This window comes from Streptomyces sp. SA15, from assembly GCF_002291145.1.
Lineage (GTDB): Bacteria > Actinomycetota > Actinomycetes > Streptomycetales > Streptomycetaceae > Streptomyces.
This window is the reverse complement of the sequence record NZ_NTGE01000095.1, coordinates 1-16,396: the sequence shown is the minus strand read 5'-3', so window position 1 is coordinate 16,396 and position 16,396 is coordinate 1. Positions and strand designations below refer to the sequence as shown.

General features: G+C 70.2%; 14 protein-coding genes. 10 read left to right on the top strand and 4 right to left on the bottom strand.

Annotated elements, in window-relative coordinates; genetic code table 11:
* Nucleotides 1–5: 5 nt before the first annotated feature.
* Nucleotides 6–872 carry a hypothetical protein gene (locus CLM62_RS18625; RefSeq protein WP_095751017.1) on the bottom strand — a complete coding sequence of 289 codons (867 nt, stop codon included), beginning with the start codon at nucleotides 870–872 and terminating at the stop codon, nucleotides 6–8.
* Nucleotides 873–979: 107 nt separating this feature from the next.
* Between CLM62_RS18625 and CLM62_RS18620 the strand changes: the two genes are divergently transcribed.
* From CLM62_RS18620 to ilvD, 4 genes are all read left to right on the top strand, one after another.
* Nucleotides 980–1,912, top strand: a complete 933-nt coding sequence (locus CLM62_RS18620) for a Ppx/GppA phosphatase family protein (protein WP_095751016.1) — start codon at nucleotides 980–982, stop codon at nucleotides 1,910–1,912.
* A gap of 321 nt (nucleotides 1,913–2,233) precedes the next feature.
* Nucleotides 2,234–3,055, top strand: coding sequence for a sugar phosphate isomerase/epimerase (locus CLM62_RS18615; protein WP_095751015.1), 822 nt, complete (start codon nucleotides 2,234–2,236; stop codon nucleotides 3,053–3,055).
* Nucleotides 3,052–3,657, top strand: coding sequence for a TetR/AcrR family transcriptional regulator (locus tag CLM62_RS18610; protein WP_095751014.1), 606 nt, complete (start codon nucleotides 3,052–3,054; stop codon nucleotides 3,655–3,657). Before CLM62_RS18615 ends, CLM62_RS18610 begins: the two co-directional genes overlap by 4 nt.
* Nucleotides 3,658–3,811: 154 nt before the next feature.
* The gene (ilvD, locus tag CLM62_RS18605; protein WP_095751013.1) at nucleotides 3,812–5,665 is read left to right on the top strand and encodes a dihydroxy-acid dehydratase; all 1,854 of its coding nucleotides are present in this window, start codon (nucleotides 3,812–3,814) and stop codon (nucleotides 5,663–5,665) included.
* A gap of 60 nt (nucleotides 5,666–5,725) precedes the next feature.
* Here ilvD and CLM62_RS18600 read toward each other — a convergent pair whose 3' ends face one another.
* Nucleotides 5,726–7,849 (bottom strand): serine/threonine-protein kinase, encoded by a 2,124-nt coding sequence (locus CLM62_RS18600; RefSeq protein WP_095751012.1) that lies wholly within the window; start codon nucleotides 7,847–7,849, stop codon nucleotides 5,726–5,728.
* Nucleotides 7,850–8,029: 180 nt separating this feature from the next.
* Here CLM62_RS18600 and CLM62_RS18595 point away from each other — a divergent pair, with 180 nt between their 5' ends.
* The 3 genes from CLM62_RS18595 (at nucleotide 8,030) to CLM62_RS18585 (ending at nucleotide 10,240) form a co-directional block, all read left to right on the top strand.
* Complete coding sequence (locus tag CLM62_RS18595; protein WP_095751011.1) at nucleotides 8,030–8,362, top strand: SH3 domain-containing protein; 333 nt, start codon at nucleotides 8,030–8,032, stop codon at nucleotides 8,360–8,362.
* A gap of 53 nt (nucleotides 8,363–8,415) precedes the next feature.
* Nucleotides 8,416–8,922 (top strand): hypothetical protein, encoded by a 507-nt coding sequence (locus CLM62_RS18590; RefSeq protein WP_095751010.1) that lies wholly within the window; start codon nucleotides 8,416–8,418, stop codon nucleotides 8,920–8,922.
* A 547-nt stretch (nucleotides 8,923–9,469) separates the two neighbouring features.
* On the top strand, nucleotides 9,470–10,240 hold the full coding sequence (locus tag CLM62_RS18585) for a class I SAM-dependent methyltransferase (protein WP_095751009.1): 771 nt from the start codon (nucleotides 9,470–9,472) through the stop codon (nucleotides 10,238–10,240).
* A 39-nt stretch (nucleotides 10,241–10,279) separates the two neighbouring features.
* On the opposite strand, the gene CLM62_RS18580 is transcribed toward CLM62_RS18585, so the two are convergent.
* Nucleotides 10,280–11,797: a SulP family inorganic anion transporter gene (locus CLM62_RS18580; RefSeq protein WP_095751008.1), complete on the bottom strand. Its 1,518-nt coding sequence runs from the start codon at nucleotides 11,795–11,797 to the stop codon at nucleotides 10,280–10,282.
* A gap of 251 nt (nucleotides 11,798–12,048) precedes the next feature.
* On the opposite strand from CLM62_RS18580, the gene CLM62_RS18575 reads away from it, so the two are divergent.
* The 3 genes from CLM62_RS18575 (at nucleotide 12,049) to proC (ending at nucleotide 14,681) form a co-directional block, all read left to right on the top strand.
* The gene (locus tag CLM62_RS18575; protein WP_373559159.1) at nucleotides 12,049–12,918 is read left to right on the top strand and encodes an ABC transporter ATP-binding protein; all 870 of its coding nucleotides are present in this window, start codon (nucleotides 12,049–12,051) and stop codon (nucleotides 12,916–12,918) included.
* Complete coding sequence (locus CLM62_RS18570; protein ID WP_095751007.1) at nucleotides 12,915–13,718, top strand: ABC transporter permease; 804 nt, start codon at nucleotides 12,915–12,917, stop codon at nucleotides 13,716–13,718. Before CLM62_RS18575 ends, CLM62_RS18570 begins: the two co-directional genes overlap by 4 nt.
* A gap of 150 nt (nucleotides 13,719–13,868) precedes the next feature.
* Complete coding sequence (gene proC, locus CLM62_RS18565) at nucleotides 13,869–14,681, top strand: pyrroline-5-carboxylate reductase (RefSeq protein ID WP_095751006.1); 813 nt, start codon at nucleotides 13,869–13,871, stop codon at nucleotides 14,679–14,681.
* A gap of 44 nt (nucleotides 14,682–14,725) precedes the next feature.
* On the opposite strand, the gene trpS is transcribed toward proC, so the two are convergent.
* Nucleotides 14,726–15,757, bottom strand: a complete 1,032-nt coding sequence (trpS, locus tag CLM62_RS18560) for a tryptophan--tRNA ligase (protein ID WP_095751005.1) — start codon at nucleotides 15,755–15,757, stop codon at nucleotides 14,726–14,728.
* Between the last annotated feature and the right edge of the window lie 639 nt (nucleotides 15,758–16,396).

Below are 16,396 nucleotides of genomic sequence, written 5' to 3'. Positions count from 1 at the left end.
GGAGCTCAGGCCACGGGATCTGCCGGATGCGGTGCCAGCAACGGCAGCTGCGACGCCAGCCGCTCCTCGCACAGCTCGACCAGGCGGTCGTACCCCGCCTTGCCCATCAGTTCGATCAGCTCCGGCCGGTAGGAGACGTACACCGGGTCGCCCGCGCCGTGCGCCGAGGTCGCCGACGTGCACCACCAGTGCAGGTCGTGTCCGCCCGGGCCCCAGCCCCGGCGGTCGTACTCACCGATCGACACCTGGAGCACGCGCGTGTCGTCGGGCCGGTCGATCCACTCGTACGTGCGCCGCACCGGGAGCTGCCAGCAGACGTCCGGCTTGGTCTCCAGGGGCTCGCGGCCCTCCTTCAGGGCGAGGATGTGCAGCGAGCAGCCCGCGCCGCCCGCGAACCCGGGCCGGTTCTGGAAGATGCACGAGCCCTGGTAGGGGCGGGTCTGCCGGTCGCCGTCCTCGTCCTCCGAAACCCAGCCGTTCCGCAGGCCCTCGTCGTGGTTCTGCCAGACGTCCGGAGTGAGCCTGGCCACATGCTCGGCGACCCGCTTCTCGTCGTCCTCGTCGGAGAAGTGGGCGCCCAGGGTGCAGCAGCCGTCGTCCGCGCGGCCCGCCTGGATGCCCTGGCAGCCGCTGCCGAAGATGCAGTTCCAACGCGAGGTCAGCCAGGTCAGATCGCACCGGAAGACCTGCTCGTCGTCCGCCGGATCAGGGAATTCCACCCACGCGCGCGCGAAGTCGAGCCCCTTCTCGTCGGCCTCCCCGGCCCGGTTCGACTTCTTCGGTGCTTTCGCCGGCGAAGAAGCCTCGACCGTTTTGGTCTTCTTGGGCGTCTTGGCCGCCTTTTCGTCCTTCGCCTTTTTCGTCTTTGGCACCCGTCCAGGGTAAGTCGCCCGGGACCGGACCAGGCACAGTGCCAGGGACAGGTCAAGAACCAGCTCCGGGGACTGCTGACGACGCAGGTGGCAGTAGCGTTCCGTACATGAGACTCGGTGTCCTCGACGTGGGATCGAACACGGTGCATCTGCTGGTGGTGGATGCGCACCCGGGCGCACGCCCGCTGCCCGCGCATTCGCACAAGGCGGAGCTGCGCCTTGCTCAACTTCTCGACGACGGCGGCGCGATCGGCCCCGACGGGGTCGAGAAACTGATCATGGTCGTCCAGGAGGCGCTCCAGGCCGCCGAGGACAAGGGCGTCGAGGACCTGCTGCCGTTCGCGACCTCCGCCGTCCGGGAGGCCACCAACGCCGACGACGTTCTCGCGCGCGTGCAGGCCGAAACCGGCGTCGAACTCCAGGTCCTCACCGGCGCGGAGGAGGCCCGTCTCACCTTCCTCGCCGCCCGCCGCTGGTTCGGCTGGTCCGCGGGCAAGCTGCTCGTCCTCGACATCGGCGGCGGCTCCCTGGAGATCGCGTACGGCATCGACGAGGAACCCGACGCGGCGGTGTCGCTACCGCTCGGCGCCGGTCGCCTGACCGCGTCCTGGCTGCCCGGCGACCCACCGGACCCGGACGACATAAGGGCGCTACGACGGCACGTCCGGGCCCAGATCGCCCGTACGGTAGGCGAGTTCAGCCGCTTCGGCGCCCCCGACCACGTGGTCGCCACGTCCAAGACCTTCAAGCAACTGGCCCGCCTGGCCGGCGCCGCCCGCTCCACGGAGGGCCTCTACGTCCAGCGCGAGCTGAAGCGGGAGTCCCTGGAGGCCTGGGTGCCGAGACTCTCGGGCATGACGGCCGACCAGCGCGCCGAACTCCCCGGCGTCTCGGAGGGCCGCGCAGGCCAGCTCCTCGCCGGCGCCCTGGTCGCCGAGGGCGCGATGGACCTGTTCGGCGTGGAGAGCGCGGAAATCTGCCCGTGGGCCCTGAGGGAGGGCGTGATCTTGCGGCGCCTCGACCACATGGGCTCGGCGTAACGGACCTCAGGGGGCGCACCCGGGGCCTTTGCGCCGCTTGGCCACCGCCCCTGCGCGGGGCTGTGACACTGTGCGGCTCCCCCGCGTGGGCGCGACAAGCCACAAACCACCCGCACCCCCCATGGCGAAATCCGCAATGGCGAAGAGGCCCCCCGGCCCAACCGCCGTAGCGGACCTCAAGGGGCGCGGGGCTGTGACACTGTGCGGCTCCGCCGCGTGGGCGCGACAAGCCACAAACCACCCGTACCCGCCCATGGCGAAATCCACAACGGCGATCAGGCCCCCCGCCCAACCGCCGGAGGCAACCCGTACTCTGTCTCCGTGGTGGAACCAGTCCGCATCCCGGATGCGAAGGTCGCCCTGTCCACGGCCTCCGTCTACCCGGAGACGACGGCGACGGCCTTCGAGATCGCCGCGCGTCTCGGGTACGACGGCGTCGAGGTCATGGTGTGGACAGACCCCGTCAGCCAGGACATCGAGGCGCTGCGCAGGCTCAGCGACTACCACCAGATCCCGATCCTGGCCGTACACGCCCCCTGCCTGCTCATCACGCAGCGCGTGTGGTCCACCGACCCCTGGGTCAAGCTCCAGCGCGCCCAGGCGGCCGCCGAGAAGCTGGGCGCGACCACGGTCGTCGTACACCCGCCCTTCCGCTGGCAGCGCCAGTACGCCCGCGACTTCGTCACCGGAATCTGGCGCATGGCGAACGAGACAGATGTGCGGTTCGCCGTCGAGAACATGTACCCCTGGCGCTACCGCGACCGCGAGATGCTCGCCTACGCCCCCGACTGGGACGTCACGAAGGAGGACTACCGCCACTTCACGATCGATCTCAGCCATGCGGCCACGGCCCGCTCCGACGCGCTCGAGATGGTCGACCGGATGGGCGGCCGCCTCGGCCACGTCCACCTCGCCGACGGCAGGGGCTCGGCCAAGGACGAGCACCTCGTTCCCGGCCGCGGCACCCAGCCCTGTGCCGAGCTGCTGGAACGTCTCGCCGTGACCGGCTTCGAAGGCCATGTCGTCATCGAGGTCAACACCCGGCGGGCGATGTCGAGCGCCGAACGCGAGGCCGACCTCGCCGAGGCCCTCGCCTTCACGCGCCTGCACCTGGCCTCCGCGGTGAAGGTGCCCCGGCGGTGAGCGACGCCATCGCGCGGAGGCGGGGCCGGCCCCCTCGTACGGAATCCGCCGACACCCGCGACCGCATCCTGACCGCGGCCCGCGAGGAGTTCTCCGAGCGCGGCTACGACAAGACGTCCGTGCGCGGCATCGCGAAGGCCGCGGGCGTCGACTCGGCCCTGGTCCACCACTACTTCGGCACCAAGGAGCAGGTCTTCGAGGCGGCCGTCGAGGTGGCCTTCGCGCCCGCGCTGAAGGTGCGGGACGCCGTCCTGGAGGGTCCTCTCGACTGCGTCGGCGAGCGCATGACCCGCACCCTCTTCGGCCTCTGGGAGAACCCGGTCACCCGGACCCCGCTGCTCGCGATCGTCCGCTCGGCCGTGAACAACGAGACCGCGGCCGCCGTCTTCCGCCGCCTGGTCTCCGCGCAGCTGCTGCGCCGTATCGCCGGAGAGCTCGACGCCCCGGACGCGGAGCTGCGCGCCGAGCTCGCGGCGGCGCAGCTCGTGGGAATCGCCATGCTCCGGTACGTGATCAAGGTGGAGCCGCTGGCCTCGGCAGACGTGGAGCAGATCATCGCGCGGGTGGCGCCGGTGGTGCAGGGGCATCTCACCGGCCCTTGATCCAAGCCGCCAACTGGATGAGACGTACATCCCGCATTCCGGACAAGGTGTCCGCCCCTTGGAGCAACCGGCGTACGCTCGACTCAGTCAGAACTCCCAGAACTCCCGGAATTCCCGAAAACTCTGACAGCTGTCTTTGAAGGAGCGAGCGACGATGCCCGAGCTGAGGTCCCGCACAGTCACCCACGGCCGCAACATGGCGGGCGCCCGCGCCCTTATGCGCGCCTCCGGTGTACCCGGTGCGGACATCGGCCGCAAGCCGATCATCGCGGTCGCGAACAGCTTCACGGAGTTCGTGCCGGGCCACACCCACCTGCAGCCGGTCGGCCGGATCGTCAGTGAGGCGATCGTCGAGGCCGGCGGCATCCCGCGCGAGTTCAACACCATCGCGGTCGACGACGGCATCGCGATGGGCCACGGCGGCATGCTCTACAGCCTCCCCTCCCGCGACCTGATCGCGGACAGCGTGGAGTACATGGTCGAGGCGCACTGCGCCGACGCCCTGGTCTGCATCTCGAACTGCGACAAGATCACCCCGGGCATGCTGATGGCGGCCCTGCGCCTGAACATCCCGACGGTCTTCGTCTCCGGCGGCCCGATGGAGTCCGGCCGCGCCACCCTCGTCGACGGCACGGTCCGCACGCTCGACCTGGTCGACGCGATCTCCGACGCCGTCAACGACAAGATCTCCGACGAGGACATCCTCCGTATCGAGGAGAACGCCTGTCCGACCTGCGGCTCCTGCTCCGGCATGTTCACCGCCAACTCGATGAACTGCCTGACGGAGGCCATCGGCCTCTCCCTCCCCGGCAACGGCTCGGTCCTGGCCACCCACACGGCCCGCAAGGGGCTGTACGTCGACGCGGCCCGCACGGTCATGGACATCACCCGCCGCTACTACGAGCAGGACGACGAGACGGTCCTGCCGCGCAACATCGCCACCTTCTCCGCCTTCGAGAACGCGATGGCCCTGGACATCGCGATGGGCGGCTCCACGAACACGATCCTGCACCTGCTGGCGGCGGCCCAGGAGGCGGGCGTCCCCTTCGGCCTGGAGGAGATCAACGACGTCTCGCGCCGGGTGCCCTGCCTGGCGAAGGTCGCCCCGAACGTCGCGAAGGACCGCACGTACTACATGGAGGACGTGCACCGCGCCGGCGGCATCCCGGCCCTCCTGGGGGAGCTGCACCGCGCCGGCCTGCTGAACGAGGGCGTCCACGCCGTCCACAGCCCTTCCCTGGCGGACTGGCTCAAGACCTGGGACGTCCGCGGCGGCTCGCCCTCCGCTCAGGCCGTGGAGCTGTGGCACGCGGCCCCGGGCTGTGTCCGCTCGGCGGAGGCCTTCTCCCAGTCCGAGCGCTGGGAGGCGCTGGACGAGGACGCCGAGGGCGGCTGCATCCGCTCGGTCGAGCACGCGTACTCCAAGGACGGCGGCCTCGCGGTCCTCAAGGGCAACCTGGCCGTGGACGGCTGCGTGGTGAAGACGGCCGGCGTCGACGAGTCGATCTGGACCTTCGAGGGCCCGGCGGTCGTCTGCGAGTCGCAGGAAGAGGCCGTCGAGAAGATCCTCAACAAACAGGTCACCGACGGCGACGTCGTCGTCATCCGCTACGAGGGTCCCAAGGGCGGCCCCGGCATGCAGGAGATGCTCTACCCCACGTCCTTCCTCAAGGGCCGCGGCCTCGGCAAGACCTGCGCCCTGATCACGGACGGCCGCTTCTCCGGCGGCACCTCGGGCCTGTCCATCGGCCACGCCTCCCCGGAGGCGGCCTCCGGCGGCACGATCGCTCTCGTCGAGGACGGCGACCGCATCCGCATCGACATCCCCAACCGCACGATCGACCTGCTGGTCGACGAGGCCGAGCTGGCGCGGCGCGAGCAGGCGCTGGGCGGGGTGTACGCCCCTCAGAACCGGGACCGGAAGGTCTCGGCGGCCCTGCGGGCGTACGCGGCGATGGCGACCAGTGCGGACAAGGGCGCCGTGCGGGACGTCAGCCGGCTGGGCTGAGGTTTCTGCTGTCAGGGGCCGTCCCGTCGGGGGCGGCCCCATCCCGTGCCACCGGCGTCATCAGTGCGACCAGGCGGATGGGTCGCTTCCTTCCACCGCGAAGACAGTCCCGTCGGGAGCCCCGGCGTACACGTGACCGTCGGCGATCACGGGCGTCGGCACCGTACCGGCGACCTGGTCCGCGTTCTTGGCGAACCGCGGTGGTGTCTGCCCGACCAGCCTGCCGTCACCGGCGTCCACGGCGAGCAGCCGCCCGTCGGGGGCGGTGACGTACACATGCCGGCCATCGGCGACCGGTGCCGATCCCCGGGTCACGGCCGTTTCCAGGCGCCACCGCTGCTCACCCGCGGCCATGTCGACGGCCACCAGCGATCCGCCGGACCCCATGAGGTACACCAGGCTCCCGCGTACGGTGCCATGCGCCTGCTCCAGCGGAACGGGCAGCGGCACCCGCCGCGATGCCCCGTCGTCCGGTGTGTAGCGCACCACGGCCCTCGCGTCCCCGTAGACCGCGTCGACGGAGACGAAGAAGACCGCCCCGCCCGCCGCACCGACCGGCTTCAGCCTCCCCTTGAGCCACGCGTCCCAGCGCACGTCACCCGTCTCCGGGTCCACCGCGGTGACCCGCGTGCGCGTCCCGTCGCCGGACGCGCTCGTCGCGTACGCCAGCGGATCTCCGGGGAAGGAGGCGAAGTACGGCGCCTCGTGCCCCGGTATCCGGTGGCTCCACTTCGTGTCGCCCGAGGCGCTGTCCACACCGGTGACCGTGCCGTCGACGCCGGTGAGCAGCAGCGCGCCCGCCGCGTACGCCAGCCCGCTGTACGGGGGTACGTCCTGCTGCCAACGCGTCGTGCCCGAGGTGGGATCGAACGCCTCCAGGTGCCGGCTCCGATCCAGCGCGGGCTGCACGAGACCGCCCGACAGGACCGGCTGTCCGCCGCGCGTTTCGGTGACGGAGCGCCGCCACAGCAGGCGGCCGTCGGACGGATCGAGGGCGAAGACCAGCCCGGACCGCGCACAGAGCAGCTTCCCCGCCCCGTACGAACACTGGGGCGTCCCCTTCTTGCCCTTGGGCGCCGGCGTCGACTCCCACGGACTGAACCCGGCCGAGGCGGCGGGCGGGGTGCTCCCGCCGCTCTTCGACGTGCTGCTGGGGTCGTCCGTGAGCTTCACCGCGGCCAGCGTGACGATCGCGGCGAGACCCAATGCCCCGGCCACGAGAGCCACCGGTCTGCGCAGACGTCTCCTGGGCCTGTGTTCGGGCCCCTCAGCACGAGGCTCGGACGCAGGCTCCGGCTCCGGCTCGGGCGCATCCCCCGTCCGCTGCGCCGGTATGAACGCCTGCGTGTCGTACGAGGCCGCCACCGACCGCAGCTCCCGCATCAACTCGTCCGGCGTGGGCCGGTCCTCGGGCTCCTTGGCGAGACAGCGCAGCACGAGCGGCGCGAGGTTCTCCGGTACGGCGGTCAGGTCGGGCTCGTCGTGCACGACCTGGTAGGCGACGACGTACGGACTGTCGGAGTCGAACGGCCCGCGCCCCGTGGCCGCGTGCACCATCACGGACCCGAGCGCGAAGATGTCGGCGGCGGGCCCGACCTCCCGCGGCCGCCGGAACTGCTCGGGCGCCATGAACGGCGGCGTCCCGATCAACTTCCCGGTCTCGGTCCGCAGTTCGCTGTCCTTTGGCCGAGAAATGCCGAAGTCGATGACCTTGGGTCCGTCCTCGGCGAGCAGCACATTGCTCGGCTTGAGGTCCCGGTGCACCACGCCGACCCGATGGATGTCGCGCAGCGCCTCGGCCAGTCCGGCCATCAGGCGGCGCAACTGGTCCGGGGCCATGGGCCCGTTCCGCTTCACATGATCGGAGAGGGTCGGCCCGGGGATGAACAGGGTGGCCATCCACGGCCGTTCGGCCTCTGGATCGGCGTCGACGACGGGCGCGGTGAAGGCACCGCTCACCCGCCTGGCCGCGCCCACCTCCTGCCGGAACCGCCCCCTGAACTCGGGATCCCTGGCGAACTCGGCATGGACGACCTTCACCGCGACCTTCATCCCCGAGGTGCTCCGGGCGAGGTGCACCACGCCCATGCCGCCGGAGCCCAGACACGACTCCAGACGGTAGTGACCGGCGTATTCGGGAAGTTCCGCTTCCGCGCCCGCTCCGGTGTTGCGCTGTGGCGCCATGGAACCACCCCCGTGCTGTACGTCCGCGCGCGCGACGCACGGAGCCTAGTCGATGACACGTACGAGACAGAGGAGGCTTGCTAGCCTCTCTGTACGAATCGCGAACATGTGTTTCATGGCGTGATTCGGGGGAATCAACGGGACCCCATGGCAGTCATGGGGTCAAACGGGGGAGGTTTCATGTCTGTTGACCGTGCCGAAGAGAGAACCGAAGGCGCTGCGGGCACCGAAGCGGAGGTCGTCACGACCGCCGCGGCGGCCCTGCGCTACTACTCCGTCGCGCCCGGCGTACGCCTCAACGTCCGCAGCGGTCCCGGCACCAACTACACCGTCGTCCGCATCCTGCCCGAGGGCGCCAAGGTCCCGATCTTCTGCCAGGCACCGGGGACGACGGTGACGGGTCCGTACGGCACGTCGAACATCTGGGACAACATCGACAACGGCGAGTACGTCTCGGACGCCTACGTGAACACGGGCAGCGACGGTTACATCCGCCCGCGCTGTTCCGTCTGATCGTCTCCGATCCCGACCGGAGCCCGCGGGCCGCCCAGCGCGATAATCAACGGGTGAGCGACGAACATCCCACCCCACCCACCCCCGCGGGCTCCACCGGCGGCCCCCGCCCGGAGCCACTGCGCTTCTTCGGCACCACCTGGGTGAACCACGACCACGGCTACACCCGCCGCCGGATCGCCGCCTCCGTCGGCTCCCTGGCCGCCGCGGCCGTCTCCTGCCTGGTCCTCCGCTTCGCCTACGAAGGCATCCAGATCGCGGCCATCGGCGGCTTCGTCACTGTCCTGGTCGTCGCCATGTTCGCGATCTGCAGCGCCCTCGCCTTCCGCCACACCTGGGACGGCTTCAGCAGACGCCCCGACCCCGACCGCCAGGCCTCCCTCCGCGGCCTGCTGGCCATCGGCTTCGTCGGCTCCCTCCTCGCGTACTTCGTCCGCTCCCTCACGGAGGCCCCCGGCGAGAAACTCCACCGCGAGGAATACGAGACCGCCCTCAAACAACACGAAAAGCGCACGACCCGCCGCACCCGCAAACCATCAAAGAAGCGCCGCAACACATAGCCGAGCGCGCTCACCTCACATGGCCGCCGGGCCCGCTCACACCTAGGGCCCTTCACAACACCTGTTCACCGCCGCTCACGCCCGCCGCGATCCCGGTCGGAACTGTCCCGCCTGACTCCAACCATCGACACGGTCAGCCTGCGTGCTGCCGCCCCCGCCCCCGTTCTGGGTGTGCGCCACACCTCGCGGGCCGCCGATGCCGACGGGCTGCGGGCGTCGCCTCGCCCGGGTGTCAGGCAGCGGATGTTGCCCCCCGCCCGCCGTCAGGCGCTGCGAGTGTCGCCCCCGCCCCTGCCGCCCAGCTGCGGGCAGTCGTGCCTCCCTCAGTGCCTCAAGGGCGACTTAAGGGCCTGGGGGCCCCATGGGGCGGCTCCTGACCCACAGAGAGCGGCACCCCGTAAGCGCCGGGCTGCGCGACCCACCCCGCCCAACCGTCACCGGAAACGCAGGTGCCTGGACCCACCCCACTCCACCCCACCCCGGCGACACCCCCGCCTCTCACCAAAAACTCACCGCCACTGACCCTCACCCCGGCCACCATGACCGTATGACGGCTTCCTTCCACGCCACCCGAGCCCACTCCTTCAACGCCGCCGCAGCCCAGTACGCCGCCAACCGCCCCTCCTACCCACCCGCCCTCTTCGACGCCGTCGAAGACCTGGCCGGCCGCCCCCTCGCCGGCGCCTGCGTCGCGGACATCGGCGCCGGTACCGGCATCGCGACCGCCCTCCTGCACGCCCGCGGCGCCGACGTCATCGCCGTGGAGCCCGGCGACGGCATGGCGGCCCAGTTCCGCCGCAGCCACCCCGACATCCCGATCCTCAAGGGCAACGGCAATACCCTCCCCCTGGCCACCGCATCCCTGGACTTCCTCACCTACGCCCAGGCCTGGCACTGGACCGACCCCACCCTCGCCGTCCCGGAAGCCCTCCGCGTCCTGCGTCCGGGCGGCGCGCTCGCCCTGTGGTGGAACACCGACGCCCTCGATGTGCCGTGGATCGCCGAGGCCGCCGCCCGCATCGGCCGCCACTTCGGCATCGACACCGCCGCCGAGAAGAAAGGGCCCGCAGCCGACACCCGCGCGGCCGACCCCACGGGCCGCCTCGACTTCGCCCGCCGCCAGGTCCGCTGGAGCCGCCGTGTCCCCGTCGACACCCACCTCGCGAACATCGGCAGCCACTCGCTCTTCCTGGTCCACGGCGAGGAAGCGAGCGCCGCGTTCCTCGCCGAGGAGCGTCAGCACCTGATGCGGACCTTCCCCGACGGAATCGTCGAAGAGGTCTATGACGTCGACCTGCTCGTCGCCATCAACACCTGACGATCGACACCTGACGCACACCAGAAGCGGCTCGCGGCCCTACGACACCGCACTCCCGCTCGCCGACTCCACGACGTCGTACTCCTGCTCGCCACCAGCACCTGACGGCGTACCCCCGACGGCTCTACGACGCGGCACCCTCTCCGCCACCAGCCCCTGCCCGCGCGCGGCGGCCCACCCCTCCAGGGCCGCCGCACACGCGTGGTCCACATGCCGCAGCCCACCCAGCTCCAGCCGCACCTCCCGATCCCGCGGCAACGCCTCCAACGCGTCCAGCAGCATCGGCAGCCGCAGGAACGTCGCATGCCCCAGCACCCGTACGACGATCCCCGCCTCCCCTCGGTCCTCGCTCTCCACATGCACATGGCTGATGTCCCACGCCGTCTTCGCCACAGCCAAGGCGAGCCCCACCAACACCCCCTCGAAGAGATCCCCGACCACAATCGCCCCAGCGGTCACACCCAGCACGGCCACTTCCCCTCGATGCCCACGCCATAGCTCCCGCGTCTCCCGCACAGGCGCCAACTTGCACCCGGCAAGCACCAGCAGTCCCGCCAGCGCCGCCACCGGAACCAACCCCAGCACCCCGGGCACCACCACCGTGAACACCAGCAACCACACCCCGTGCAACACCCGCGAGGCCTTGGTCCGCGCCCCCGCCTGCACATTCGCCGCACTCCGCACGATCACCGCCGTCATCGGCAGCGCCCCCAGCACCCCGCACACCGCGTTCCCCGTCCCCTGGGCGATCAGCTCCCGGTCGTAATCCGTCCGCGCCCCCGAATGCAGCCGGTCCACCGCCGCCGCGCTGAACAACGACTCCGCCGACGCGATCAACGCGAAGACAACAACGGTCCCGATCACCCCCACTTCCATCAGCCGCCCGAAATCCGCACCCTCCGGCACCCGCACCGCATCGACCAGCCCCCGCACCTCGACCCGCCGCACATCCAGGTCGAACACCCCGGTCACCACGGCCGCGAACGCCACCGCCACCAGCGGCGCAGGCACCACCCGCGCCCCCTGCCGCCACCGGGGCCACAGGAGCGATACGGCAATAGTGGCAACCCCCACTGACAACGCCACCGGATCCACCCGCCCCGGCAGCGACACCAGCCCGGCCAGCTTCCCGAGCCCGCTCGCCGGCGCCGCCGCATCCCCCAGGGCATACACCTGCCCGGCCACCAGCACGAGCCCGATCCCGGCGAGCATCCCCTGCACGACGGCCGTGGACACGGCCCGGAACCACCGCCCGAGCCGCAGCACCCCGAGCCCCACCTGCACCACTCCGGCCCCGAGCACCAACACCCCGAGCAACTCGACGCCGTATCTCTGCACGGCCTCGTACACCAACACGGTCAGCCCCGCCGCCGGCCCGCTGACCTGCAGTCTGCTGCCGGGCAACGCCCCAGCGACCAGCCCGCCCACGATCCCGGTCACCAGCCCCAACTCGGTGGGCACACCGGACGCGAGGGCGACGCCCACACATAGGGGCAGCGCGACGAGGAACACGACGAGGGACGCGAACAGATCGGCCCTGCCTACGGCACAGCGCATGAGAACAGCACCTCCGGTTGCGGACGTTGTGAGCGGGAGATGCGTGGGCGCCGAGCCGGGGGAGGACACGGCGGGCTGAAATCCATTGTCGTCGCGGCGAGTTGCTCAGGCTGCCGAGTTCATGCGGCCAATCGGGTGATCCGGAGGTGTATGACCCGGATCGCCCGCCTCTGAGCACCCCGCCGCGCCCCTGCGCCGCCGACTACGCACCCCCTTGACGGCACCCAATCCACAGGAGGATTATTCATCATGTGATGAATTACGCGCCCGACCCACCCGACAAGGAAACAGGCAACAAAGCCGGCAAGAAGGGCAAGGAGATGCCCCGCACGCACACCACCTCAGCCACCTCTGCCTCCACCTCCGCCGTCCGCGCCGAAGGCCTCACCGTCGTCCGCGGCCCCCGCACCGTCCTGCGCGGCCTCCGCTTCACCGTCCCGCGCGGCCAGATCACCGGCCTCCTCGGCCCCTCCGGCTGCGGCAAGTCGACCCTCATGCGAGCGATCGTCGGCACCCAAGCCAAGGTCACCGGCACCCTCGACGTCCTCGGCCACCCCGCCGGCCACCCCACCCTGCGCACCCGCATCGGCTACGTCACCCAAGCCCCCTCCGTCTACGACGACCTGACCATCCGCCAGAACCTCGACTACTTCGCCGCGATCCTCGACCCGGGCCACACGGCCGCGGACCGCCGCCACGAGAACGTCACCCGAGCCATCGCCGACGTGGACCTGACCACCTACGCCGACGCCCTCGCCGGCGACCTCTCCGGCGGCCAGCGCAGCCGCGTCTCCCTCGCGGTGGCCCTCCTCGGCACCCCCGAACTCCTCGTCCTCGACGAACCGACGGTCGGCCTGGACCCCGTCCTCCGCCGCGACCTGTGGAACCTCTTCCACGACATCGCCGCACAGCGAGGAGCGACCCTGCTGATCTCCTCCCACGTCATGGACGAGGCCGAGCGCTGCCACCGCCTCCTCCTGATGCGCGAGGGCGAGATCCTCGCCGACGACACCCCGGACGCCCTGCGTACCCGTACGCACTCCGAAACGGTCGAGGAGGCATTCCTGCACCTCGTCGACGAGGCCGTCGCGGCCGACCGCACGAAGGAGACCGCACGATGAGCACGAGCGCGAGCACGACGAGCACACCCGGTACGACGATCACGCCCGCCCCCACCAGCGCCCTGAACGCCTCCCGCACCACCGCCACCGCGACCCGGGTCCTGCGCCAGCTCCGCCACGACCCACGCACGATCGCGATGATGATCCTGATCCCCTGCGTGATGCTGTTCCTGCTGCGCTACGTCTTCGACGGCAGCCCGCGCACCTTCGACAGCATCGGCGCCTCCCTCCTCGGGATCTTCCCCCTGATCACGATGTTCCTGGTCACCTCCATCGCCACCCTGCGCGAACGCACTTCGGGCACCCTCGAACGCCTCCTCGCCATGCCCCTCGGTAAGGGCGACCTCATCGCCGGCTACGCCCTGGCCTTCGGCGCCCTCGCGATCATCCAGTCAGCCCTCGCGACGGGCCTGGCGGTCTGGTTCCTCGACCTGGACGTCACGGGCAGCCCCTGGCTTCTCCTCCTGGTAGCCCTCCTCGACGCACTGCTCGGCACAGCCCTCGGCCTCTTCGTCTCGGCCTTCGCGTCCTCGGAATTCCAGGCGGTCCAGTTCATGCCGGCGGTGATCTTCCCCCAACTCCTCCTCTGCGGCCTCTTCACCCCCCGAGACAACATGCACCCCGTCCTGGAAGCCATCTCCAACGTCCTCCCCATGTCCTACGCGGTCGACGGCATGAACGAGGTCCTCAAGCACACCGACATGACCGCCAACTTCATCCGCGACGCCCTGATCGTGGCGGGCTGCGCGCTACTGGTCCTGGGCCTGGGAGCCGCGACACTGCGACGCCGGACGACATAGCCCACCCAGCGCGTCCTGCGCTTGAGCACGAGGCCGTTCAGACCGAGGGGAGCCGGGGCCAACATCCCGCCCACCGGACACCCAAGCCGCACACGGACCCCCGGTGCGAGGATGAACCCGGAAGACGCACCCCCGGAGGGCACCCCAGCCATGACCCAGAAAGTCGCAGTCCTCGGCACCGGCAAGATCGGCGAAGCCCTGCTCAGCGGAATGATCCGCGCAGGTTGGGCCCCGGCCGACCTCCTGGTCACCGCCCGCCGCCCCGAGCGAGCCGAAGAACTCCGCACCCGCTATGGAGTCACCCCGGTCACCAACCCGGAAGCCGCCAAGACCGCCGACACCCTGATCCTCACGGTCAAACCGCAGGACATGGGCACCCTCCTCGACGAACTCACCCCACACGTCCCCGCCGACCGCCTCGTCATCAGCGGCGCCGCAGGAATCCCCACCTCCTACTTCGAGGAGCGCCTCGCCAAAGGCACCCCGGTCGTCCGCGTCATGACGAACACCCCCGCCCTGGTCGACGAGGCCATGTCCGTCATCTCCGCCGGCACCCACGCCACCGCAGACCACCTCGCCCACACCGAGGAGATCTTCGGCGCCGTCGGCAAGACGCTCCGCGTCCCCGAGTCCCAGCAGGACGCCTGCACCGCCCTCTCCGGCTCCGGCCCGGCGTACTTCTTCTACCTGGTCGAAGCCATGACGGACGCCGGCATCCTCCTCGGCCTGCCCCGCGACAAGGCCCACGACCTGATCGTCCAGTCCGCGATCGGCGCCGCCACCATGCTCCGCGACAGTGGCGAACACCCGGTCAAGCTACGGGAAAACGTCACCTCCCCCGCGGGCACGACCATCAACGCCATCCGCGAACTCGAGAACCACGGCGTACGAGCCGCCCTCATCGCCGCCCTCGAAGCCGCCCGCGACCGCAGCCGTGAACTGGCCTCCGGCAACAACAGCTGACGCCCCGCCGCCCCCGCCCGCCCGGGGGCGGCGCCACGCCACCCCTACCCGGCAGCCACGCCCATCACGGTCTCCGCAGCAACGGCCGGCAACAGCCCGATCGCCCGATACGCGGCATCAACGGTCGGCCGCGCCATCGCCCGCGCCCTCTCCGCACCATCCCGCAGCACCCCCTCCACAAAGCCAGGATCCGCGCACAGCTCCCTGTGCCTCTCCTGCACGGGCCTCAAGACCTCGACCACAGCCTCCGCGGTGTCCGTCTTCAAGGCGCCGTACGACTCATATACACCGCTCAGGTCCGATGGGTTCCCACCCGTGCAAGCCGCGAGGATCTCCAACAGATTCGCGACACCCGGCCGCGCCTCCCGGTCGTACACGACCTCCCGCCCACTGTCGGTCACGGCCCTCATGACCTTCTTGCGCACCACGTCCGGCTCGTCGAGCAGATAGACGATCCCCGGTCCCGCGTCGTCGCTCTTCCCCATCTTCGACGTCGGCTCCTGCAGATTCATGACCCGAGCCGCCACGCCCGGACGCGTCGCCCGAGGCACCACGAACGCATGCCCGTAGCGCTGGTTGAACCGCACCGCCAGATCCCGGGTCAGCTCCACATGCTGAATCTGATCGTCCCCGACCGGCACCTCGTCGCTCCCGTACGCCAGGATGTCCGCCGCCATCAGCACGGGATACGTCAGCAGCGACAGCCGCACACTCCCGCCCCGCTCCCGCTCCCGCGCGGCCTTCTCCTTGTACTGGATCATCCGCCGCATCTCACCGTCCGTGGCCACGCACTCCAGCAGATACGACAGCCGCGCGTGCTCATCCACATGACTCTGTACGAACACGGTGCACAGCTCCGGATCCACCCCCGTCGCCAGCAGCAACGTCGCCGCCTGCCGACTCAGCCGTCGCACCCGCGCCGGATCATGATCGACGGTCAACGCGTGCAGATCCACGATGCAGAACAGCGCCTCGGCCTGGTGCTGGTCGACCGCAGCCCACCGCCGCATGGCCCCCAGGTAGTTTCCCAGCGTCAGATGTCCGGTCGGCTTGATCCCACTGAAGACCCGCGTCATCTCTCCCTCTCCTCCTGGTCGAGCCGGCCACCTCGGCCGACCGCTGCCCTCGGAGTTCTGGAGGGAGAAACAAGAACGGCCGCCGAGGAGGCGGCCGTTGAATGCATACGTGAGGACGGCCGCCGTCAGGCGGCCCACCACTGCTGGGTGCACGTACGCGTCGTCATGCACCTCAGGCTACGCCTCCCGGGCACTGTCCGGGCCCAAGTTGACACACCCGGACCCGGTCCGTACTGTTCTCCGAGTTGTCCGACGTGAGCGCCGACCTCGGTCGGTCCCCGGACAGCCATTCCGCAAGTGCCAACCACATTCGACGACAGTCGTTCTGCCGCCGTGTCATTGGCATGCGTATTTGCGAAATGAGGAATCCGCGCCCGAAAGGACGCAGCCCCCGATTAGCGTCGGGGGCGGGGAATCCGCTAAAGTCTCACTCGTCGGAACGGCCCAACAGCCGTGAAGGCAACTCCCACCGACTGGGAATCGGGCCCGAAAGGATCTGATAGAGTCGGAAACGCAAGACCGAAGGGAAGCGCCCGGAGGAAAGCCGCGAGAGAGTCTCTCGGGTGAGTACAAAGGAAGCGTCCGTTCCTTGAGAACTCAACAGCGTGCCAAAAGTCAACGCCAGATATGTTGATACCC

What these genes read in the sequence shown, in the direction of transcription:
- CLM62_RS18620 (WP_095751016.1), top strand. Translation starts at nt 980, where the DNA reads ATGAGACTCGGTGTCCTCGACGTGGGATCGAACACGGTGCATCTGCTG.
- ilvD (WP_095751013.1), top strand. Translation starts at nt 3,812, where the DNA reads ATGCCCGAGCTGAGGTCCCGCACAGTCACCCACGGCCGCAACATGGCG.
- CLM62_RS18600 (WP_095751012.1), bottom strand. Translation starts at nt 7,849, where the DNA reads ATGGCGCCACAGCGCAACACCGGAGCGGGCGCGGAAGCGGAACTTCCC.
- CLM62_RS18595 (WP_095751011.1), top strand. Translation starts at nt 8,030, where the DNA reads ATGTCTGTTGACCGTGCCGAAGAGAGAACCGAAGGCGCTGCGGGCACC.
- CLM62_RS18585 (WP_095751009.1), top strand. Translation starts at nt 9,470, where the DNA reads ATGACGGCTTCCTTCCACGCCACCCGAGCCCACTCCTTCAACGCCGCC.
- CLM62_RS18580 (WP_095751008.1), bottom strand. Translation starts at nt 11,797, where the DNA reads ATGCGCTGTGCCGTAGGCAGGGCCGATCTGTTCGCGTCCCTCGTCGTG.
- CLM62_RS18570 (WP_095751007.1), top strand. Translation starts at nt 12,915, where the DNA reads ATGAGCACGAGCGCGAGCACGACGAGCACACCCGGTACGACGATCACG.
- proC (WP_095751006.1), top strand. Translation starts at nt 13,869, where the DNA reads ATGACCCAGAAAGTCGCAGTCCTCGGCACCGGCAAGATCGGCGAAGCC.
- trpS (WP_095751005.1), bottom strand. Translation starts at nt 15,757, where the DNA reads ATGACGCGGGTCTTCAGTGGGATCAAGCCGACCGGACATCTGACGCTG.